At 54.2% G+C, this 23,275-nt stretch carries 15 protein-coding genes; 7 read left to right on the top strand and 8 right to left on the bottom strand.

Translation table 11 applies throughout. The features are described 5' to 3' along the window. The first annotated feature begins 210 nt into the window (after window positions 1-210). Both E1N14_RS02310 and E1N14_RS02305 read left to right on the top strand, forming a co-directional pair. On the top strand, window positions 211-1,854 hold the full coding sequence (locus E1N14_RS02310; RefSeq protein WP_025009249.1) for a methyl-accepting chemotaxis protein: 1,644 nt from the start codon (window positions 211-213) through the stop codon (window positions 1,852-1,854). Between the two features lie 74 nt (window positions 1,855-1,928). Beyond that, the gene (locus E1N14_RS02305) at window positions 1,929-2,153 is read left to right on the top strand and encodes a hypothetical protein (RefSeq protein WP_025009248.1); all 225 of its coding nucleotides are present in this window, start codon (window positions 1,929-1,931) and stop codon (window positions 2,151-2,153) included. 42 nt (window positions 2,154-2,195) lie between these two features. Here the strand turns inward: E1N14_RS02305 and E1N14_RS02300 are convergent, their stop codons facing one another. The 3 genes from E1N14_RS02300 to E1N14_RS02290 form a co-directional block, all read right to left on the bottom strand. After that, the gene (locus tag E1N14_RS02300; protein ID WP_025009247.1) at window positions 2,196-2,999 is read right to left on the bottom strand and encodes an SDR family oxidoreductase; all 804 of its coding nucleotides are present in this window, start codon (window positions 2,997-2,999) and stop codon (window positions 2,196-2,198) included. A 26-nt stretch (window positions 3,000-3,025) separates the two neighbouring features. Then, window positions 3,026-5,623 carry a putative bifunctional diguanylate cyclase/phosphodiesterase gene (locus E1N14_RS02295; RefSeq protein ID WP_025009246.1) on the bottom strand — a complete coding sequence of 866 codons (2,598 nt, stop codon included), beginning with the start codon at window positions 5,621-5,623 and terminating at the stop codon, window positions 3,026-3,028. Between the two features lie 97 nt (window positions 5,624-5,720). Next, on the bottom strand, window positions 5,721-5,948 hold the full coding sequence (locus tag E1N14_RS02290; protein WP_133087278.1) for a hypothetical protein: 228 nt from the start codon (window positions 5,946-5,948) through the stop codon (window positions 5,721-5,723). 31 nt (window positions 5,949-5,979) lie between these two features. On the opposite strand from E1N14_RS02290, the gene E1N14_RS02285 reads away from it, so the two are divergent. The 3 genes from E1N14_RS02285 to E1N14_RS02275 all read left to right on the top strand — a co-directional run bounded on the left by E1N14_RS02285 (window position 5,980) and on the right by E1N14_RS02275 (window position 8,245). Then, entirely contained in the window at window positions 5,980-6,681 is a 702-nt protein-coding gene (locus tag E1N14_RS02285) for a spondin domain-containing protein (protein ID WP_025009244.1), read from the top strand. Between the two features lie 11 nt (window positions 6,682-6,692). Then, entirely contained in the window at window positions 6,693-7,436 is a 744-nt protein-coding gene (locus tag E1N14_RS02280) for a spondin domain-containing protein (protein WP_025009243.1), read from the top strand. Window positions 7,437-7,528: 92 nt separating this feature from the next. Further along, entirely contained in the window at window positions 7,529-8,245 is a 717-nt protein-coding gene (locus E1N14_RS02275) for a response regulator transcription factor (protein ID WP_025009242.1), read from the top strand. Window positions 8,246-8,295: 50 nt separating this feature from the next. Here the strand turns inward: E1N14_RS02275 and hemE are convergent, their stop codons facing one another. Further along, window positions 8,296-9,360 carry a uroporphyrinogen decarboxylase gene (gene hemE, locus E1N14_RS02270; protein WP_025886797.1) on the bottom strand — a complete coding sequence of 355 codons (1,065 nt, stop codon included), beginning with the start codon at window positions 9,358-9,360 and terminating at the stop codon, window positions 8,296-8,298. Between the two features lie 634 nt (window positions 9,361-9,994). Here hemE and E1N14_RS02265 point away from each other — a divergent pair. Continuing rightward, window positions 9,995-10,477, top strand: a complete 483-nt coding sequence (locus E1N14_RS02265; RefSeq protein WP_025009241.1) for an Rsd/AlgQ family anti-sigma factor — start codon at window positions 9,995-9,997, stop codon at window positions 10,475-10,477. 116 nt (window positions 10,478-10,593) lie between these two features. Here E1N14_RS02265 and acnB read toward each other — a convergent pair whose 3' ends face one another. Beyond that, entirely contained in the window at window positions 10,594-13,191 is a 2,598-nt protein-coding gene (acnB, locus tag E1N14_RS02260) for a bifunctional aconitate hydratase 2/2-methylisocitrate dehydratase (protein WP_025009240.1), read from the bottom strand. Between the two features lie 392 nt (window positions 13,192-13,583). Between acnB and hxpB the strand changes: the two genes are divergently transcribed. Then, on the top strand, window positions 13,584-14,246 hold the full coding sequence (gene hxpB, locus E1N14_RS02255; RefSeq protein ID WP_025009239.1) for a hexitol phosphatase HxpB: 663 nt from the start codon (window positions 13,584-13,586) through the stop codon (window positions 14,244-14,246). A 57-nt stretch (window positions 14,247-14,303) separates the two neighbouring features. Here hxpB and E1N14_RS02250 read toward each other — a convergent pair whose 3' ends face one another. The 3 genes from E1N14_RS02250 to E1N14_RS02240 form a co-directional block, all read right to left on the bottom strand. Then, window positions 14,304-16,358: a M13 family metallopeptidase gene (locus tag E1N14_RS02250; RefSeq protein ID WP_062793715.1), complete on the bottom strand. Its 2,055-nt coding sequence runs from the start codon at window positions 16,356-16,358 to the stop codon at window positions 14,304-14,306. A 151-nt stretch (window positions 16,359-16,509) separates the two neighbouring features. Then, on the bottom strand, window positions 16,510-18,726 hold the full coding sequence (locus tag E1N14_RS02245) for a patatin-like phospholipase family protein (RefSeq protein WP_062793714.1): 2,217 nt from the start codon (window positions 18,724-18,726) through the stop codon (window positions 16,510-16,512). A gap of 88 nt (window positions 18,727-18,814) precedes the next feature. After that, complete coding sequence (locus tag E1N14_RS02240; protein WP_025009238.1) at window positions 18,815-23,257, bottom strand: EAL domain-containing protein; 4,443 nt, start codon at window positions 23,255-23,257, stop codon at window positions 18,815-18,817. Between the last annotated feature and the right edge of the window lie 18 nt (window positions 23,258-23,275).

Below are 23,275 nucleotides of genomic sequence, written 5' to 3'. Positions count from 1 at the left end.
CTCCTGCTTTGACCACAAACAAGACTCTGCATTTGGCATTGATATTAAATCATTACTAAATAATGACTTAACAATATAAACAATCAAAAATACTAAAAATTAAAACAATTACCTATTAAATTGCCACAACTCACAGTTTGCATCCGGACAAACACCTAGGATCTTGAAACATTCACTATATATTTCATACATTTGTTTTGGAGCCGGGTTGTGAACCAAGCCATCTTTTCCAATCTTTCTTTGCGCAAGTTGTTGATCACCTTGTTTGCCGCGCTGCTGGCGCTGTTTTGCCTGTCATTGGGCACCATTGCCTATCACCTGCAGGAGGTGAAAAGCCAAATAAGCCTGCTGGAGCGGGAGTACCACAGCAATGATCAGGCCGCCTCTTTGCTGCAACTGGTATCCGGCCTCAGACGGGAACAGCTGGGATACAGCTTGAGACGGGTACTGAATGCCCCCATGAGTGAGGAGTCACGTCAGTACCTGCAGGATCAGACCCTGGCGATCAACTCGGCGCTGGCGCAACTGAAACAGGGTGCCGGGCAAGATACCCTGGTGCAACTGCACAAGCTGGATGCCCCACTGCAGGCCTTTATGGGACTGCATAAACAATTTTTGGATCGAGACAGCAGCGACCTGCCGGAAAACACCGCCAACATGCTGACCTCCATGGAGTCCTGGCATATTTACAACAATGTCGAGACCGAACTCAAAGCCTTGATGGAACTGGAAACCAATAAGGTCAGCTCTGCCAGAAGCGCCAGTGAACAGGCAATTCAATCCCTCAGCAGCAGTCTGGTCATCGTCTTCTGCCTCTTTGTGACCCTGGCATTGGGAGCCGGCTGGTTCCTGCTGCGGCGAATTTTTATCCCCCTTGGCGCCACTACCCAAGTGCTGGAGCAGATAGCCTCTGGCGATCTCGCAACCGAAATTCCGATGGAAAAATTCAGCAGCAGCGAGTTCAAACACCTGGCCGAAACCCTGGGACAGATGCGTAACACTCTGCATGAGATGATTTCCCAGATAGGCGCGGCCTCGGTGCAACTGGCCGCCGCCGTGGAAGAGATGACTACAGTCGCCGCCGAAGCCGCCGAAGAGATGCAGCAACAGCGCTCTGAGGTCGATCAGGTGGCTACCGCCATGACAGAGCTGCAGAGCTCGATTGCCGATATCTCCCGCAACACCACCCAAACCGCCGATCAGGCCAACCAAGGGGTGCTGGCCACCACAGAGGGCCAACAAGTGGTGCTGCAGACACTGGACACCATTCAAAGCTCGGATGCGGAAATCACCGCCGCCAGCGAAGTGATAGGCCAGTTGCAAAAAGACTCAGATTCCATTGCCATGGTGCTGGAAGTGATCGCCCAGATAACAGAGCAGACCAACTTATTGGCCCTCAACGCCGCCATCGAAGCCGCCCGGGCCGGTGAGGCAGGAAGAGGCTTTGCCGTGGTGGCCGATGAAGTGCGCACACTCGCCAGCCGTACCCAAAGCTCGGCGCTGGAAATCAAAGGCACCATAGAACAGCTGCAGCAAAGAGCTCAGCATGCCAACGAAGTGATGCAAAAGAGCCGCGAGCGGATGCAGGGCAGTGTTCGCTGCGCCAATGAGGCCAGCGATGCGATTGAAAGGATCAGTGCCGCTATCGGCATCATCAACGACATGGCGATTCAGGTGGCCAGTGCCACCGAGCAGCAAACAGCGGTTACCGGTGAGTTGGGGGTCAACATCACCAATATCAGTGATGCCGCCTCCAAGGTGTCCATGGGGACGGGGCATGTGTCTCAATCCAGCCAAGAGCTGAGTCAGTTGGCCCACAACCTGGCGCATTTGATCAGCCGTTTCCGCACCTAAAATGAGATCTTCGTCACACTCATGCGGCCACGACGGCCGCATGATAATACCATTCCAACTTGGAGAGACTGACTATGGGATATTCAATCAAAGACTTGGTATATAACGGTGAAACTCACGGGGTGCACAACTGGTCGACACTGGAAGGCAGCCAGTTTTACTGGCATCCGGATTGGCTGCATATCGCCGAGGATATAACCGGCCACAAGGCAACGGCCCATATTCAGGCCAAAGCCGCCAAGGCCAGCCATGAGGAGGCGAAGGCCACCATAGTCCAGCACCTCAACGACAAAAAGTAATCTTAAATAAGCCTCCCACGCGGAGGCTTATTTATTCTTGGGCTAGTGCCCGGACGCTATTGCCTTACGGGCAAGATTATCCACCCAGGCTGGAGCGATAAGGCGGACAAAACGCCCCAGACGACCACGCCAAGAGGTGATCAACATTCGCCCCCGCCCGGCTATGACCGGCAGCATCATCTGCGCGCATTCTTCGGCGGTCATGATCTTGCTCTCTGCCATGGGAGAAGTTCCGAGCGGTTTACCCTCTCCATCCAGCGCCCGCCGGTGGATCTCGGAGACCACAAAGTCAGGACATATCACGGTCACAGCAACATTGTCCTCGGCCAACTCGATTCGCAGTGAATCAAAAAAGCCCACGACAGCATGTTTGGAAGCGGCATAACCACTGCGGGTCGGCACCCCGGTCAAACCGGCCACGGAAGCCACCACCACCACTTGCCCTTGGGAAGCCTTCAGATGCGGCAGTGCTGCATGGGTCAGCCAGGCCGGTCCCAAATAATTGACCCGCATCAGCTGTTCAAGAATGTCCAGTTGCTTGAGTTCATCGAAGCGGCTCCACATGGTCATGCCGGCATTGTTGATCAGTATATCCAGCCGGCCGAAGCGTTCGATAACCGTGGCTATCAAGGCTTCACAGTCCTGTTGTCGCCCGACATCACTACAAACCACCAGTGGCGCACCGCCAACCGACTCGACCTCCATCGCCAGGGTACGCAACCTGGATTCATTGCGGGCACTGAGCACCAGTTGTCCGCCAAGCGGCGCCAGTGCCAGAGCGAGCGCCCGGCCAATACCTTCCGAGGCGCCGGTAATCACTATGACCTTATCAGCAAGTCCTTCCATCTGCAGTCCATTGTCAGTCGAAGTTATCAGGCTAAGCTCGCATACTCCTCCTGCAAGTGCAATCCCTGCTGCCGGCGCTCATGGCGCTTCTCCCACTGCAAAAACTGCTCCAGAGGTTTTGGGCGTCCTATCGCGTACCCCTGGGCATAGTCGACCCCTATCTCCAGCAGCTTATCCATGATCTCCTGGTTTTCGACAAACTCAGCCACTGTCTCTATGCCCATGACCCGGCACACATCGTGAATCGATTTGACTATCGCATAGTCCCTGGCATTGGTCGCCAGATGCCGGACAAAGCAGCCATCTATCTTCACATAATCCACCGGCAGCTCCCGCAGGTAGCCGTATGAGGCAAAGCCACTGCCAAAGTCGTCCAGAGCAAAGGCAAATCCCAAGCGGCGCAATTGGTTGAGCATCTCCATCGCCCGGGTTCGGTTCTGAATAGCACTGGTCTCTGTGATCTCAAAGCAGACACAGGAGCTGGGAATGCCATAGCGTCCCTGCATCTCGGCGATGTAATCCAGCATACCTTCACTGCCCAGGCTGTTTCCCGAAAGGTTGATGGAGATACAGATCTCCGGCCATAGCTGAGGATGCTCGGATAGCCAGAGGAACGCCTTGCGGATCACTTCCCTATCGACTTCCGGCATCAACTTGAACCGCTCCGCCGCCGCAATAAACTGTGCCGGAGGCAGAATACGACCACTGTTGTCGCGGATCCGCAGCAAGATCTCCAGCCTTTGACGGCGACAGCAGCCGTTGAGTCCTTTAATCGGCTGGAAATAGAGCAGCAGCTCTTTATCCTCTATGGCTCTGGCAATACGCACCGCCCACTTGGGGGCATTGCGTTCATTGGCCAGCTCTTTGTTGCGATCATCGAAGAAGTGAATTTGACTACTACCCTTGCGCTTGGCCGCCAGACAAGCGATATCGGCATCCTTGAGCAGCTCGGCGGGCGCAGAGCAAGGGCCTCTATGGAAGGCCACGCCACAGCTGACCCCGACTCGGTAATGGGCGCCGCCACAGGGCAAGATCTGCAGACAAACCTGCCTCACCACCTGCTTTAAGAACCTGGCAACTTCCAGAGCACTGCGGTTACGGATAGCCAAGCCAAATTCATCACCACCGAGTCTGGCCAACATCTCGTCACCCTGCAGACAGGACTCTATGGCTCTGGCAACCATGACCAGCATCTGATCGCCGGCGTCATGGCCGCAGTTGTCATTGATAAGCTTGAACTGCTCCAGATCCAGATAACAGAGTGCCAGGGTCTCGGTGCCTTCGGCGTATCCCGGCAGCCGCTCTTCAAAGGCGCTGCGGTTGTAAAGCCCGGTAATACCATCGACACTGGCCTTCAACCTCAGTTGTTGTTTGAGGGTTTCCTCCTGGGTAATGTCCCGCAGCACAGTCACCACGCCTATCACCTGGCCCTTGTGATTGCAGAGGTTGCTGACCGCCCGCTCCATGATTCTCGGCTGCTGCATCTGCAGCGTAACCTTGCTGTATTCGGGAACCCGGCTGCCGCTGGACATAAAGTTGAGCAGTTCTTCGTCCAGTTGATTATCGCTCTTGAGCAGGGTATCCAGAGTCCGCCCCAAAGCCTGTTGACTGCGCAGCCCGAGTAGGGATTCCGCCTGAGGATTGAGATAGATCACCCTGGCCTTATTGTTGGTGAGGATCACGGCTTCGGCAATGGATTCCAGGGTGATTCGGGAACGCTCTTTCTGCTGAAAAATCCGCAGCAACAGGTTGTTGATCCTGTCGGCCAACACCTTGAACTCGGCGCCGCCGCTGCCGCTGACATGGGTATAGCGTCTGGCGCTGGGATCTATCTCCTTCAGCTCTGTCATCAAACGGTCGAAAGGTTTCAGCAAGCCGCGTCGCAGCCAGAGATAACCGGCGGCCACCATCAGCATGCCGCCGAGCAACAGCAGCATGACAACCAACAGGCTTTGCCATTCCAGCCGCTCGAAGGCGTCTCTTTGTTGTTTAACCTGCAGCGCCAGCACAGGCCCAATAAGGGTGGGCACTTGGATTTGACTGGCCAGCTTAAGATGTTGCCCCGGGCTCACCTGCTGTTGCAGCGGTGCCAGCGCCACGGAATGGATAAGGTCAGCCTGTCCCAGGCTCTGCAGGTGCGCAGGGGTCAGTAAACGAGTGACTATCAGAGCCTCGTCATCATCGAAACGATAGAACCCCAGCTGCAAAGGTTGCTCATTGACTATCACGGCGCCAAAGGCTTCCTTGTCCAGGGTGGAGAAGAGTCCGGCGGGAGGGATTATCTGCCCGGACACCCGGGTCTTGCCGTCTGCCAGCGCCGTCACCTTACCCTGATGCAGATGAAACAAACTGATATTGGAAGACTGCAACCCCTCCAGCCAACCTTTCAGCAGCGACTCGCCCGGCGTTTGAAGAATGGGAACATAGAGGCGCGCCAGTTGTAACAGGCGCCGGGACTCACGGGTAAACTGCTGCTCAATTCCGACATACTCATGCTCCAGCGTTTGCTGCCGGAACTGACCCAGACTGTATTCAAACCAAAAATTCAAACTGTAGGCGACTGCAAGCAGGGCAGGAATACAAAACCCCAGGATAAATACGCCTATTTTTTTGCCAATGTGCATCTTAAACCACGGCTGATTGTTACCGGATACCAAGAATGGCCGGACTCCGGCAGGCAACATACCTCATTTAACGTCCGGTTAAAACTCTTGACTGGCGTCATTGCCCGTTTGCCGCCACTTTGCCCGCGACAAACTGCACCAGCTTGCCCTGACTGTTATCCAATTGTGTTGATTTGGCGCAGTAAAAGGCGGTTAGGTATGTGCTTTTGAGCACAATTTGCAAAATTGAAAATCCCAATCGCCGTAGATTAGCCATTCCCCGCCCCGAAAAAGTGAAGCTTTCGTGATAAACCGGCGACCTTGAGGTGAACTCCAGGGTAAACACTGGACTTATCCCCATAAGAAGGAGCAAGCCGATGAAACCCAAGTTACTACTGCCACTGCTGTTGAGCACACTGCCACTGAGCCAGTTATCCCAAGCCGCCCAGTTGGAGATAAGTATCAACAACCTGACCCATGGCAACCACTTTACCCCCTTGCTTATCGCCGCCCATGACGGCAACAGTCACCTGTTTCAAGCCGGAGAGCCCGCAAGCTCTGCCCTGCAGAAGATGGCCGAAGGCGGAGATATCAGCGAACTGCAACTGGCAGTCACAGCCAACAACGGCGTGATTGTGGCCAACCCAGCCGCCGGCTTACTGGCCCCTGGCGCCAAGGTTGAAAAGGTAATGCTGGATAGCGGCGCCCTGACCCATCTGAGTCTGGTGGCCATGCTGCTGCCCACTAATGATGCCTTTGTCGGCTTGGACGGTTGGGAAATACCCAGCACTCCGGGCAGCTATACCCTCTATCTCAATGCCTACGATGCCGGGACAGAAGCCAACGACGAGCAGATTACCGGTGGCGGCGCGCCTGGAGTTCCCGGTATTCCGGCGGCGCCCGATGGTATGGGCGGCCAGAACGGCACCGGCGTGATGGACGACTCAAGCAATGACAGGGTGCATATCCACCCGGGACTACTCGGGGATACAGATCCCAATGGCGGCATCAGCGATGTCGACAGCCGTATCCATCGCTGGCTGAACCCGGTTGCCGCCTTGATCGTTACCGTCAAATAAAGGAGCGGCAGATGAACACTACAAGCCCTAGAGAACCGACTCAGGCCCGAGCCTTTGCCCTGTCCCTGGTGCTGATACTGGCACTGGTAATGCTGACCGCCTGCTCGGACAATGACCATCCCGGCACGCCACCCCAGCCACCGGAACCTGAGCCTGCTACCAGCAAATTCGATATCCGGGTGACCAACCTGACCGCTAACCAACCTCTATCACCTATCGCCCTGTTGACTACCGACAAAGAGCTGCAACTCTGGCAAAACGGCTCGCCGGCAAGCCTGGCACTCGAGCGACTCGCAGAAGGTGGCGACAACAGCGAGTTGGCCAATATCAGCGGAGTCCACACACTGATGAGCGCCGAAGCTCCGCTGGCCCCCGGGATGACCCAGGACTTCAGCCTGAACCTGACCTCAGAAGAGAATATGACCTTGGCCCTGGTCACTATGCTGGTGAATACCAATGACGCTTTCAGTGGCATTCAGCAGGTAGACCTGAGTAACCTGGCAGCCAATGAGAGCTTGCAACTGCTTGCTCCCGCCTATGATGCCGGCACCGAAGCCAACTCAGAAACCAAAGGCAGTATTCCCGGCCCGGCCGATGGCGGTGAAGGCTTTAACAGTGCCAGGGATGATGTCGATAGAGTACATCTCCATCCTGGGATTATCTCGGCCGATGACGGTCTGGCCGACTCGGTCTTGGCGCCCTCGCACAGGTTCGATAATCCGGTGCTCAAGATAGTGATCTACCGTAAGTCCTAGTCTTCAGCGCTTTGCTCCCAAGATAAGAGCCTGAAAGAAAACCCCGCGGCGCCGGGTCAACTCCAATACCCAGAGTTGATTCGGAGCCCAAGATGATCCCTTCCAGCACACCGCAGATCCTGCTGCTTGCCCATGATCAGAGCCTGGCCGATATCCAACGCCTCAATCTCGAGACTCTGGGCTGCCAGCTATGGCAAGCGACGAGTTTTCAACAGGCCAGAAGACTGCTGGCGAGTAAACCTCTGGCCCTGTTGATCATGACACGCCAACTGCCTGACGGTGACATGCTCGGCCGTTGTCAGATGCTCAGGCAAGAGTATCCGAATCTGCCGCTATTGCTTCTGGGGGAGTCCGACAACGAGGCCGATGTGGTTCTGGCTCTTGAGGCCGGTGCCGATGACTACCTGCTTCAAAGCTGTGGCACTTTGGAGATACGTGCCCGGATCAGGGCCTGGCTCAGACGGGGCGAATACATCAAGCTGCCGGGTCAGCAACTCGAATTCAACGGCCTCAGCATCAATAGTGCTACCCGCGAGGTCAAGGCCTTTGGCCGGCCACTGCAGTTAACCGCCAGAGAGTTTGATCTCTTGCTGTTTATGGCCAAGCGGCCGAGACAGGTATTCAGCCGGATGCAACTGTTGCAAGGCGTTTGGGGTTCAAATTATGCGGGCTACGAACACACGGTCAACAGCCATATCAACCGCCTGCGCACCAAATTGGCCGCATGTCCCAAGAGTGAGCCCATAGTGACTACCGTATGGGGTGTGGGATACAAGTTTTCACCACCCGAGCAGGCCAGCCATTACTGAAAAAGCAATAAAAAAAGCCCGCAATGCGGGCTTTTTTATTGCGCGAATGCTTACTTGTGGTACTGGGCAGACAGCTCGTGTACCGACTTGACGAAGGCTCCGGCGTGCTCAGGATCCACATGCTGGTGGATGCCATGGCCCAGGTTGAATACATGGCCCGTACCTTGACCATAGCTGGCCAGGATCTGTGCCACTTCCTCACGAATACGCTCAGGAGATGCGTACAGAGTCGATGGGTCCATATTGCCCTGCAGGGCCACCTTGTCACCCACACGCTTGCGGGCATCGCCAATGTCTATGGTCCAATCCAGACCCAGAGCATCACAGCCGGTTTCAGCCATGGCTTCAAGCCACAGACCACCGCCTTTGGTAAACAGGGTCACTGGTACCTGACGGCCTTCGGCATGACGATTCAGTCCATCGATTATCTTCTGCATGTAACGCAGTGAGAACTCGCGATAGGCCGCATGAGACAGCGCGCCGCCCCAAGAGTCAAAGATCATCACGGCTTGAGCGCCGTTGGCGATTTGGGCGTTCAGATACAGGGTTACGGAATCTGCCAGCTTGTCCAGCAGCATGTGCAGGGCGGCAGGCTCGGCATACATCATCCGCTTGATCTTTTCGAAGGCCTTGCTGGAACCGCCTTCAACCATATAAGTGGCCAGTGTCCATGGTGAACCGGAGAAACCGATCAATGGCACTTCACCCTTGAGTTCACGGCGAATGGTGCTGACGGCTTTCATCACATAACCGAGCTCATCTTCCGGATCCGGTACAGCCAGCTTCTTGATGGCTTCAATGGTGTCGGTTGGACGCTCAAAGCGAGGGCCTTCACCGGCTTCGAAATACAGGCCCAACCCCATGGCATCAGGCACAGTCAAAATATCGGAAAACAGGATTGCCGCATCCAGTTCAAAACGACGCAGCGGCTGCAGGGTAACTTCACAAGCCAGTTCGGCATTACGGCACAACGCCATAAAATCACCGGCTTCGGCGCGGGTAGCGCGATATTCTGGCAGATAGCGGCCAGCCTGGCGCATCATCCAAACTGGGGTAACATCAACAGGTTGCTTGAGCAGCGCACGTAAATAACGATCGTTTTTTAATTCTGCCATTGGGCTTATTCCTACTCCGATTGAGATCTGCTGGGGCGGTAGTTTAGCATTTGCGGCTGTATTGTAACCTGTGTCTGAGTATTTATGTGACCACAGGCATGGATAAATACTATTCCAGTGAGAAGTTTGCGTACTGCCAAGCCATCCAGGCCGCTCCACAGGCAAGCCGATAGGCACCAAGCCATGGGTGTGAACCAAAAGCAGTAATCAAACAGATAAACGGAATACAGGGGAACTTGATGAAGCTCAAGACTTGCCAACACAATCGGCCAGGGATCACATTCTCACAACAAAAGTATAAAGATTGAGGCGTCAGACTAATGTCTTATGACAGAAAAAAGTTGCACAGGTTCCCACCCTTTGGTATAAAAAGTCTGCGCTAGCAAGAACAATCAAGAAGCTCGTCACATCGAGCCTGTTAAAACTTTCCTCGCCCAGCTGTAGTTTCTACCGCTGGGCTTTTTATTTCCCATTCCACGCCTGGATACACAATTTAACATTTGAGTTGTTTTTGTATACAAAACAACTGGTTTGTCCATGTGTAAAAAAGTCGTCTACACACCGAAAAGAGTTGATCACTGGCTAACTTGTCACCTAAATTAGGAACAAGTGCGGCGATAAGGATGAGAAGATCATGCTGAAACAACTTGAACAGGCCGAGCAAAAATGGGGCGGAGCCAATGCTCTGGTGGATCAATGGTTGAACAACCGCAGAAAGTTACTGGTTTATTACTGTAAGTTGGCCGGACTGGCTCCTTATGAAAACCGTGACAAGTCCCTGCCCTGTGTCGATCAGGTTCGCAGCTTCTGCAATCTGCTGGTGGATTATGTCTCGGAAGGTCATTTCGAAGTCTTCAATAAGGTAGTCGACGCCTGTGACGAACAGGGACAATCGAACAAGGCACTGGCACAGCAGTTGCTGCCGAAGATTGTCGAGACCACAGATCAGGCTCTGGACTTCAGCGACAAGTATTCCGAGCTGGAAAGCGACGATCTGCTCTACCAGCTGGATAAAGATCTCGCCGAACTGGTGCACGCCCTGGAGACCCGCTTCCAGTTGGAAGACAGAATGTTGGAAGTGCTGCACAATAAGAAGTTGGCACCGACCATCAACTGATCCCTTAACGAGTCTGCAGCTTATCGCCGTTCCTTGCGCCTTATTGCACTCGCTTGCAGCTCGTTTCAGACACAAAAAAGCCAGCTCTATGAGCTGGCTTTTGTTATTGCGATAACTTAAACCGCTGACTGGAAGATCACTTCACCGGCCTTCTTGGTGTAAGACTCCAGTTGGTCGAAGTTCAGGTATCTGTAGGTATCGGCCGCTGTTGCGTCCAGCTCCTTGGCATATTCCTGATACTCTTCAGGGCTTGGCAAACGTCCCAGCAGCGCTGCAACGGCAGCCAGCTCGGCAGAGGCCAGGTACACATTGGCACCTGTACCCAGGCGGTTCGGGAAGTTACGGGTAGAAGTCGAAACGACAGTCGCGCCTTCGGCAACCCGTGCCTGGTTACCCATACACAGAGAACAACCCGGGATCTCGATACGGGCACCGACGCGGCCGAAGATACCGTAGTAACCTTCTTCGGTCAGCTGATCCTTATCCATTTTGGTTGGTGGAGCAATCCACAGACGAGTAGGCAGCGTCTTGGCGAACTTGTCCAGCATCTTACCCGTGGCGCGGAAGTGACCTATGTTGGTCATACAGGAACCGACAAACACTTCATCAATCTGGGTGTTGGCTACCTGAGACAGCAATACGGCGTCATCGGGATCGTTCGGTGCACACAGAATAGGCTCTTTGATCTCATTCAGATCGATCTCAATAACCGCTGAATACTCGGCATCCTTGTCGGCTTCCATCAGTTCAGGGTTCGCCAACCACTCTTCCATGCCCTTGATACGACGTTCTATGGTACGGCGGTCGCCGTAGCCTTCGGCAATCATCCACTTGAGCATGACTATGTTGGAGTTCAGGTACTCGATGATAGGATCTTTATCCAGCTTGATGGTACAACCGGCGGCAGAGCGCTCGGCAGACGCATCAGACAGTTCGAATGCCTGCTCAACCTTGAGGTGCTCCAGGCCTTCGATTTCGAGAATACGGCCGGAGAAGATATTCTTCTTGCCCTTCTTCTCAACGGTCAGCAGACCCATTTCGATGGCCTTGTGCGGAATCGCATGCACCAGATCACGCAGAGTGATACCAGGCTGCATCTTGCCCTTGAAGCGCACCAGCACAGACTCAGGCATATCCAGTGGCATAACACCGGTAGCGGCGGCAAAAGCCACCAGGCCGGAACCGGCTGGGAAAGAGATACCGATTGGGAAACGGGTGTGCGAGTCACCACCTGTACCTACGGTATCAGGCAGCAGCATGCGGTTCAGCCAGGAGTGAATAACACCGTCACCTGGACGCAGGGAAACACCACCGCGGTTCATGATGAAGTCAGGCAGAGTGTGGTGCGTATTCACGTCAACAGGCTTGGGATAAGCGGCAGTGTGACAGAAAGACTGCATGGTCAAATCGGCGCTGAAACCGAGACAGGCCAAGTCTTTCAGCTCGTCACGTGTCATAGGGCCGGTAGTGTCCTGAGAACCGACAGAAGTCATCTTGGGTTCACAGTATTGGCCGGGACGGATACCTTCTACGCCACAGGCCTTACCTACCATCTTCTGCGCCAGGGTGTAACCCTTGCCGGTATCGGCAACGTCACCTGGACGCACGAAGACATCGGAGGCTTCCAGACCCAGAGCTTCACGGGCCTTGTCGGTCAGACCGCGGCCGATGATCAATGGAATACGGCCACCGGCACGCACTTCGTCCAGCAGCACATCAGTCTTGAGTTTGAATTCAGAGATAACTTCGTCGCTGTCGTGACGGGTCACTTTACCGGCATAAGGGTAGATGTCGATAACATCGCCCATCTCCATATTGCCCACATCCAACTCAATCGGCAGAGCACCGGCATCTTCCATGGTGTTGAAGAAGATAGGAGCTATCTTGCCACCGAGGCAGAAACCACCGGCACGCTTGTTGGGCACGAACGGAATATCATCGCCCATGAACCACAGCACAGAGTTGGTCGCCGACTTACGGGAAGAACCTGTACCGACCACGTCGCCCACATAAACCAGTGGGAAGCCCTTGGTCTTGAGTTCTTCAATCTTCTTGATTGGGCCTACTACGCCTGGCTGATCCGGCTCAATACCGTCGCGGGCGTTTTTCAGCATCGCCAAGGCGTGCAGTGGGATATCGGGACGTGACCAGGCATCAGGAGCCGGAGACAGGTCGTCGGTGTTGGTTTCGCCTGTGACCTTGAATACGGTCAGAGAGATTTTATCGGCCAGCTTGGGACGGCTGAGGAACCACTCGGCATTGGCCCAGGACTCAACCACTTGCTTGGCATAGGCGTTACCCGCCTTCATCTTCTCAACCACATCGTGGAAGGCATCGAACATCAGCAAGGTGTGGGACAGAGCCTTAACCGCCAGCGGGGCCATCTGCTCGTTGTCCAATTGGCGGATCAGGGGTTCGATGTTGTAACCGCCCTGCATGGTACCCAAGAGTTCCAGCGCACGCTCGGCGCTCAGGATTGGGGATTTCACCTCACCCTTGGCAACGGCATCCAGAAAACCGGCCTTAACATAGGCGGCTTCGTCAACACCTGGGGGAATACGATTTTCGAGCAGGTTAAGAATAAATTCTTCTTCGCCTGCAGGTGGGTTTTTCACTAATTCAACAAGCTCAGCCACTTGATGTGCATCCAATGGCTTAGGGACTACGCCCTCAGCAGCACGCTCTTCGACGTGTTTACGATATGCTTCTAGCACGGCAACATTCCTCTTTGTTAGGCGCTCTTACGACTGCACGTCTTCATGAATGAAGCTGACAGCCCCACAGGATCGACCCGTAAATTCCGGCCTGCAGTATACTACAGCTTTGCAAAAGTATGAATGAGATCACACTAAGGCAACTGAGAAATCGTGGCAAAATCCCAAGGTCGGCGACACACTAAGCCCCTCATTAAACAAAGGAAATTAGACAATAGTTTGAAAAAATGATTTTTTCATTTAAATACAAATAATTAGATTGTAGTAATCGAATTAAATTCAAACGCCTTCAGCCAAGCATCTCCTAATCTCCCCTGCCGGGATAATTTTGCATCCCGGGGCCGCTTTTCGTTATCCTGCGTCCAAATCCGCGCCGTTTTTGAGACTTTTCCATGCAAGCACCCGCAATACAGGCCGTTATTTTTGATATGGATGGGATATTAATTGACTCAGAGCCCGTCTGGCAGCAAGCCGAGTATCAGGTTTTGCAGCAGCTGGGGATGACTGTCAGCCGTGAAGCCATACAGCAAACCACTGGCCTGCGAATCGATCAGGTGGTGGACTTCTGGTTACAGCGCTTTCCCAAGGTCAAAGTAGAACCTCAATATATCGCCGATCAAATCATAGCGGCGGTAATCGCCTATATCCGCCGCGATGGCAAACCCATGCGCGGTGTTGTCGATGCCCTCAGCGCCTGTCGCAGCCGAGGCCTGAAAGTGGGCCTGGCCACCTCTTCCTCCTGGGATATTATCGATGCCGTGCTTGGCAAACTCGCCATCACAGAAGCCTTCGATGCGATACAATCGGCTCAGGATTTTCCACTCGGTAAACCCCACCCTGAGGTTTATCTCTCCTGCGCCGCCAAACTGGCACTGCCACCAAGCCGCTGCCTGGCGGTGGAAGACTCTTTCAATGGCCTGATAGCCGCTCGCGCCGCCAATATGCAGACCTTGATAGTCCCGGCAGCCGAGCAGCGCCAGGATCCCCGCTGGGCTGCGGCGCATTATCAACGTGATAGCCTGGAAGCCCTGCCGGCACTGCTTGATACCCTGTAAACCGCCAGATACAACAGAGCCAGGCATCTGCCTGGCTCTGTTTTCTGATAATCCGCCTTACCAGATCTTCACTCTGTCCTCTTCCGACAGATACATCTTGTCAGTCGGCTTGAGGTCGAAGGCTTTGTAGAAACCTTCCACGTTACGGGGAGTGCCCATGGCGCGGTAGTGGCTGGGTGAATGCGGGTCAGTCAGCAGACGACGTCCTAGCTCTTCGTCACGGTAGTTGCGGCGCCACACCTGTGACCAACCGACGAAGAAACGCTGATCGCCTGTCAGGCCGTCCATTACCGGCGCTTCTTTACCGTTGAGGCTCAGGTGATAAGAGCGCAGGGCAACGGTCAAGCCACCCAGATCGCCTATGTTCTCACCCAGAGTCAGGTCACCGTTGACGAACTTGCCGGGCAGAGCTTCAAACTGGCTGTACTGGGCAGACAGCTGCGCGCCGCGCTTCTGGAACTCTTCGCGGTCTTTGTCTGTCCACCAGTTGCGCAGGTTACCGTCGCCGTCATACTTGGCGCCCTGATCATCAAAACCATGGCTGATTTCGTGGCCAATCACCGCGCCTATGCCACCATAGTTCACCGCGTCATCGGCTTCCATGTTGAAGAAAGGCGGCTGCAGAATGGCGGCCGGGAACACGATTTCGTTCATCACAGGGTTGTAGTAGGCGTTCACCGTTTGCGGTGTCATGTGCCACTCGCTGCGGTCGATTGGCTTGCCCAGCTTAGCCAGCATGTCCTGGTACTCAAAACGGGCATAACGCTGATAGTTACCCACCAGATCGTCGGCCTTGATCTCCAGATTGCGGTAGTCTTTCCACTTGTCCGGATAACCTATCTTGTAGGTAAACTTGGACAGTTTTTCCTGAGCCGCTTTCTTGGTCTCAGGTGTCATCCACTCCAACTCATCGATGCTGACTTCAAAGCCCTTGATCAAGTTCTTGATCATCGACTCCATCCGCGCCTTGGCCTCAGGCTGGAAGTGACGGGCAACGTATTCTTTACCCACCAGCTCACCAATCACTTGATCGGCGCCATCGACGGCCCGCTTCCAGCGTGGTTTTTGCTCCTGAATACCCATCAAGGTTTTGCTGTGGAAATCAAAGTGCAGATCGACAAACTGCTGGCTCAGCAAGCCGGCATAGGAGTCCACCAGATGGAATGCCAGGTAGTCTTGCCAGGCCGAAACAGGGAACTTGCCGAACTCGGCGCCCAGCTTCTCAAAGTAGGAAGGTTGACGCACTATCACGTCCTGGGTCTTGCCGGTAAGACCGGCAGCCTTGGCGAAACCGTCAAAGTCAAAGCCGCCCATCAACTGCTGCAGCTCTTTCAGGCTCATCTTGTTGTAGGCCTTGTTGGCGTCACGAGACTCGACCCGGCTCCACTGGCTCTGGGCAATAAAGAGTTCAATGTTGGCGACATTGGCTGCGGCGGCATCCGCGTGAGGATAACCGGCGGCGCTCATCAGATTGCGGACATATTCACGCATCGCTTCGCGGTTGGCGACAAACTTGGGATCGTCCTTGAGGTAGTAATCACGATCCGGCAGTGTCAGGCCGCTCTGGTACAGGTAAACCCCGTACTGGCTGGAATTCTTGGCATCGTTGTTAACGTAAAAACCAAAGGGAATGCCGGAGCCATCGGTCAGCAGTTTGCCCATCAGTGCGGCAATATCGGCGTGGCTGGCGGTTTTGGCGATATCTGCCAGTTGCCCCTTGAGCGGCGCAATCCCCAGTTGGTCAGTCAGAGTGCTATCCATATAGGCGGCATAGAAATCGCCTATCTTCTGCTCCACTGAACCTTCGGCCTTATTGGGCTTGGCGGCGGCTTCTTCGATAATCTGTTTCAGGGCTGCCTGGCTTTCTTCGTAAAGAACAGAGAAAGCACCATAGTTGGATTTGTCAGCCGGGATAGGCGTAGTGGCCAACCACTTACCGTTGACGCTGTAGTAGAAATCGTCCTGATGGCGAACCTGATGGTCAAAGTTTTCCAGCTCAATACCGGAGGCCTTTTTCACTTCTACTTGCGACTGCGGCGCTTGCTGGCTGGCACAGGAAGCCAGACCAAGGCTGAGGGCGATGCCCAATGCCAGGGTGCTTATTTTGCTCATTTTCTTCCCCGAATTTGTGATTGTTCAGATAGTTATATTGTTACAAAGATACCAGTTTCAAACCTTAGCACTCCCTGTGACCAGTCTGTAGTGGATTTTTGTAAATATCTATGAACACTACAGAGCTGGTCACAGACGGGCCAGGCCCGCATTAGAAGTTTTTGCCGATAAACAGGTAGACAGCATTTTCGCCATTATCGCTGAAACCAAAGCCCAGTGCCGCCGGCCCCAGTTGGGTATCTGTGCCCAGGAACAGGCTGCTGGAATAGATGAGATCGTTAAACATCACATGTTCATCCAGCCCCCAAACATTACCCGCTTCCAGACTGGCCCCCAGGTATAGAGGGAAGTCCTTCATCCCCAGCGCATCACGGCCGAGATCATACTGATAGATAAAGGCACCAAACACCTTCTGGGCGCCGGCAATAGAGTTCTTGTGGTAGCCGGAAAGATTAAGGAAACCGCCGAGGTCGGAGACATAGAGAGTAAAGTTGCCATCTTTATCCACGGTTGAATAAGAGGCCTTACCGACGAAGGAGTGATTGCCGACACTGACCACCCCTTTCCAGTCTGCTTCAATCTGCAGCGAGTGCTCGGGGTCTGTCTTGAAGTCGCCCTCCTCATACTCCTCATTGCGCAGGTAGATATTCAGGGTGAAGCGATTGCCCGAGGTAGGGAAGCTGATGCTGTCCAGAGTGTCGTAGCCAAACTTGAAATAGGCGCCGTAGGTGTTGAACTTGAGATCTTCAAAGAAGGCCTCGTTGGACACCACCCCCGACTCACCTGTCAGCCCCAGCTCAATCCGGCCCTGTTTGACATAGTTGTACCCCAAACCCAGGTCGATTCTGTGGCTCTTGCGATCCAACTCGAAGTAGAGCTTGTTGGCATCAAACAGATCCCAGCTCTTGATCTCGTACTGGTAACGGGCGCGGGCATAAAACTGCTGATCCCGGTCCAGAGGTTGATAAAACTCGGTGCCGAGCAACTTCTCGAACCCCATTTTCACTTCATTGCGCCACTCACCGCCATTTTCGGTGAGGTCTGTCATGGTCAAAGCAGCATCCAGAGTCACTGCCGAGTCCAACGAAAAATCGTCTTCCCAGTTAAAACCAAACTGGAAGTAGTTGGGGCCCCAGGACTTGGCCTTGGTGGTCACGGTTAACACCCGGCCTTCATCTGTGTCCTGAAACTCGGCGCTGACCCGCTCGAACTTGTTCAGCGAGTAAAGCCGGGCAATGCTTTCGTTCAACTGCTGCTTGGTGACTCTGTCACCCACCTCGATATCCAGTATGTCATCCAGCAGCGAATCACTGACTTTGGACTGATTGTTAAGGACTATGCGGGTAACGGGCCTCTCCAGATTATCGAGCCAGTCACGACTGGCGTCGCGCTTTTGCTGCACATAAGCACGGTATTCCTCGGGAGGCACCGCCAGTTGGCTCAACCTGGCCGTATGCTGCACCGCGGCCGTCACCCCGGCTTCCAGCGCCTTGGGCATATCAGCAAAGTCTGTGGTGCTGAGCTTATCTATGGCCGGACGGATCAGGATATCGTCTTTGGTCAATAAGGCCTTTTGCCGCTCTGTACTGGCATTGGTCAGCATGGTGGACAGCTGGTTCAACACCGCTATGGTGCCGTTGAGCTGATCCTTTTTCACCAATGGCGAGCCAATATCGACGGCGATAATCACATCCGCGCCCATGGCCTTGACCACATCCACGGGCATATTGTTGGCAATGCCACCATCCACCAGCAACTTGCCATCGATTTCAGCCGGTTGCAGCGCTCCCGGCACCGTGGCCGAGGCCTGCATCGCTTCCACCAAGCTGCCACTGCTGATCACCACAGGCAGACTGGTTTCCAAGTCGGTGGCCACTGCCCGGTAGGGAATGGACAATTCGTTGAAACTGTTGAACTCCCGCACCAGATCCGTAGTGTTGCGGTACAGCTGCGACATGGTTTGCCCGAGGAGCACGCCACTCGGCGACTGTACTTCACCGCCGCGGATCCCCAGGTTAAGCGGAATATTGTATTGATCTCTTTGCTGCTTATCACGATAGCTCATGGCCTGGCGCGGAATGGTATCCGAATACCCCTTGGACCAGTCTTCATTCATCATGATGGTTTCAATTTCAGTGGCACTGTAACCCAGCGCATAAAGGCCGCCGACATAGGCGCCTATGCTGGTACCGGCGACATAGTCGACCGGGATATTGTTGGCCTCGAGCATTTTGAGAACCCCGACATGCGCCGCGCCCTTGGCACCACCGCCACTGAGAACCAGGCCCACTTTGGGACGTTCGGCCGCCACGGCAGCCACACTCAACAGAGTGCCTATCAAAACCAGTAAGCGCAGAGAGGTCTTCATACCTAGCAAGAGTTCCAGAATTAGAGTCGGCATATTCTAACAAAGAATTTACAGTAAAGAGAAAGTTCCAAGTGAGTATAAGCAGCGATTATTGGTGGTGCGTCTCGTAAAACCAGGATGCCAGTTCGGCGGCCGGCACAGGTTTGGCAAAGTAATAACCCTGAATGATGTGGCAGCCTCTGTGAGTGACCTGTTGCAACTGCTCCCGGGTTTCCACCCCTTCGGCCACGACCTTGAGCCTGAGGTTACGGGCCAACTCGACAATACTGCTGACAATCGCCTGATCGGCACTGTTGCCGGCAATATCCTTGAGGAAGGAGCGATCTATCTTCAGAGTGTTGACTTCAAAGTGGCGCAGATAAGCCAAAGAAGAGTAGCCGGTACCAAAGTCATCGATAGCGACTTCTATGCCGTGGGCTCTCAGCTGTTTCAAATGCTGACGGGCAATGTGCAGCTCTTTCATCAACACCCCTTCGGTGATCTCCAGCGCCAGATATTCGGCCGGCATCCCGGTTTCTTCGAGGATATTGAGCACGCCACTGATAAATTCCGGGTGACGGAAATGCACGGCGCTGACATTCACCGACAACTTGAACGGCTCGGCCGCACTCTGGCTCCAGCGGGCACCGTCCTCACAGGCCTGACGCAACACCCAGCGGTCGATGGCCACAATCAAACCACAGGACTCGGCCACCTTGATGAAAATATCCGGCCGCACAAAACCTTCACTCGGGTGATGCCAGCGCAGCAAGGCCTCCATGCCGATAAACTTTTGCTGCTCCTTGACATCAAACTGGCCCTGATAATAGAGCTCAAACTCGCCCTGCTCTATGGCGTGGCGCAACATGGCCTCCAATTTCAAGTGGTACAGCGCCTCGGCATTACGCTCACTGGAGTAGTATTGGAAGTTGCCGCGCCCCTCTTCCTTGGCATGATACATGGCCTGATCGGCGTTCTTGATCAGCGCCTCCGGCTGCCTGGCATCGTCGGGCCAGATGCTGATCCCTATACTGGTGGAAATAAAAAACTCCCGTCCATAGAGTTCGAACGGCTGCGCTATTTGCGCCAACAGGCGCTCACACAGACGGTTGAGCTTATCTATCTCGGCTTCATTCACCAGGATCACAAACTCATCACCACCGAAACGACACAGCACCTGCTCCTGATCCATCACAGACTGCAGCCTGTTGGCCGCCTCCACCAACAGGGCATCCCCCATACTGTGGCCATAAGAGTCGTTGACATGCTTGAACCTGTCCAGGTCCAGAAACAGCAAGGCCAGTTTCTGCTGTTTGTCATCGGCTCTGTCTATCGCCTGCTGCAAGCGGTTGGCAAACAGCGAGCGATTCGGCAAGCCGGTCAGCACATCATAGTTGGCCAGACGGCGCAGATCGGCTTCGGTGCGTTTCCGCTCTGTGATGTCGGAGAACACCACCACATAGTGCTGCACCCGTTCCTTGAGATCCTGCATAGAGGAGATATTGAGCCACACAGGACAACGCGACCCGGCCACGCCGACAATCTCCAGCTCGCCGGTCCAGGATTCCACCCCTTGCAGCAGAGTGGCAACATTGTCTTTGTGGAAGTTTTCGCTAACCACCAGCTCGCCGAAGTGCCGTCCTTGCAGGCTATGTCTATCCTGACCCACTATCGACTCAGCCGCTCTGTTGGCTACCTTGATGACCTCATCGGCATCCAGAATAAACACCCCTTCAGAGGTGTTTTCAAACGCCTGAGCCAGCAACTCGACTTCGTCTTCCAACTGGCGCTTGATGGTAATGTCAGAGTAAATCCCGGCAGCCTTGCTGACCTTGCCGGAAACCGGATCATGACTGACAGGCCTGCCGCGCACCCTGAGCCAGCCCCAACTGCCATCACGGCGGCGATAGCGGTATTCAGACTCGAATCTGTCGCTCTCACCTTCGACCATCTTGTTCCATTCATCCAGTGCAGTGGCCTGGTCGTCCGGATGCACCGGCAGCTTGTCTATGCCGATAAGAATAAAGTCTTCATCACTCCCAAGCACGCCGCCGCGATTATCCAGATGAAACAGGCCTGTATCGCGGCGCCACTCCCAGAGATCCGATTCACTGCCCCTGAGCGACTGCCTCAGCCTGTCATCGCTCTGGCGCAGCGCCAGGTTCATGGTCATAAAACGCCGCACCTGGCGCTGACGCAGCAAGACTATGGTGAACACCATAGCCAATAATGCCACCACCAACAGACCTTTGAACCAACGACTCTGCCACCAGAACAGGTCAACAGTGAAAGGGAAACGGAAAGGTTCCGACTGCCAGATACCGTTATTTTGGCTAAGCACCTCCAGCTGGTAGGCACCGGGGATCAACCCTGAAAGGTTGATCTGTGACTGATTTTCCAGCAGTAAATAGTTCAGCTCATCCTCGCCAGGACGTCGTAAACGGTACTTGAGGCTGATAGGCGCATCGTCCAGATAATCCATACTGGTCAACTGAAAGCTGAGCATTCTGGCACCCGGGGCAATGAGCTGTCCCGGCGTAGGCACCAGACTCAGCTCTGTCTTGTTGTCATAGTAGGCGGCAATGGATTCGAGAATGGCGCCGTGCCTTGGAATACGGTTTACCAAAGAATCGACATCCAGCAACATCACTCCATCCGGAGTGCCCACATAGAGCCCCTGCTGTGGTTCATAGAAATAGGCTCCTTCGTTGAGCTCCTTGCCCAGCAAGCCATCGTCGTCGTTGAATACCTTGATTTCACCACTGTGTTTGTCCTGACGGATCAGCACATAAGTACAACCAACCATACGATAGTCGCCGGTATCCTGCAGGAAAAATACGGTATTGCAGTCCAGTTGCCACTCTTGCGTCAAACGGCGGATCTTCATGGTCTGCAAGTCCAGCTCTATCAGGCCTCCCTGACGGGTAGCCAGCCAGAAGCGGTCTGGGCTCAATTCCAGCAGTTGGCTCACCGTGGGCATATGCGGCAATTCATCAAATACTGTCGCCAACGAGCGAAAACCGCCGCCCTGCTCCAGATAACCGAACGACTTGTTGCCACCGACCCACAAACGTTCGCTGCTGTCGCGGTAAACGCTATAAATAATCGGATTACTGCCGCTGTATTCGGCGCCGGGCAAATTCCTCTTATTGATGCTGCCCTGCTCCTTGTCCCACTCATAGAGACCATTGCTGGTTGCAAACCACCAGAGATTGCCCTCATGCAGGGTATTGAGCACTGTCTTATGACTCAGGGACTGCCCGCTGCCGCTCCACTCTCCCAAGGGTTGCCCTTCCAGAGTCTGCTTATTCATCACAAACAAACCGTTGGTGGACGAAAGCAGCAGGTGTTCTGAATCCAGATTATCTATCTTGTAGATGCTGTCATTGACCTCCATCCCTCTGGGAACCGCCGTTTTGGTCTGTTGAGTCTTGCGGTTAACGGCAATCACGCCCGAGTCGGTTCCCAGCCACAACATCTCGTCGTCAGCCAATATGGTCCACACCATTTCATCACTGAGCTTATAGGGTTCAGAGGCGCTGAAACTATCCAGTAAAAACTCGGGGGAGTCGGCCACCACGGCCAACGAGTGTCCTGTACCACCGACCCAGATCAAACCATTGCTGTCCACCTGCAGGGCGTTGATATATTCGATACCGGCCCTGAGCTTTAACTGCTCTTTGAACTGTTTTAATTTGCGGGTGTGCGGAGACCATTTCAGCAACCCCTGCTTGCTGGCAATCCACAGGTTGCCCTTGAGATCTTCGGTGATCACACTGGTGAAAAAGGGAATTTCGGCCACGGCCTCTATGCGGTTGCTTTCAAGGTTAACCCGATAGAAGCCTTTACTGGCCGCCATCCAAATCTGGTTGTTACTGTCGAGAAACAGGGCGTTGAGGCGGCCATAACTGCCCTGCCATGACAAGCGTTGTTTGACGCTGCCATTTTGCGATCTCAGCTCCACACCATAGGCGTTACCCAGCAGCAAGTCGCCGTTCTCAAGCTGTTGGATTTGACTCCATAGCAGGTCACTGTCGTAGGGTAGGTCAAACAGTTTCTGCAGCTGTTGCAGGTCATGACTCAAGCGCCAAACCTGGCCTTTTTCGGTTAACAACAGCCAGTCACCGGCCGCCGATTTCAAACTCTTCATTAGGCCGCCGCCCTGATACTCGGGGAACAGCTCATCGCTGCCAAACTGACGGAAACGGTTATCGGCTATATGGTAGAGGTAGGCATGAGACAGAGTGCTCACCAACATCTGCTGTTGCCCGAGAGACTTGACCAGGGGCAGATATTCATCGGCCATCCGCGACTCCAGGCCGTCGCGGTCCAAACGGCGGATATTGGCGTTACTGAGGCGATACAACCCCTGCTCGGTGGAGAGCCAGATAAATCCCCGCTCATCCATACTGATGTCGAGAATACTGGTATTGATCAAGCCGTCTCTGGAGGAGAACACTCTTTTAACCAACTCATCGGCATATGCCGGTGCTGCCCCCAAACAAAGGCAGAGCAATAACCCAAGACCTGCTGTTATTAGTTTTCTTATCATCGGCTGATGAATAACCTT

This window comes from Shewanella algae (assembly GCF_009183365.2).
GTDB classification, from domain to species: Bacteria; Pseudomonadota; Gammaproteobacteria; order Enterobacterales; family Shewanellaceae; genus Shewanella; species Shewanella algae.
This window is presented reverse-complemented; position numbering and strand designations above follow the sequence as displayed.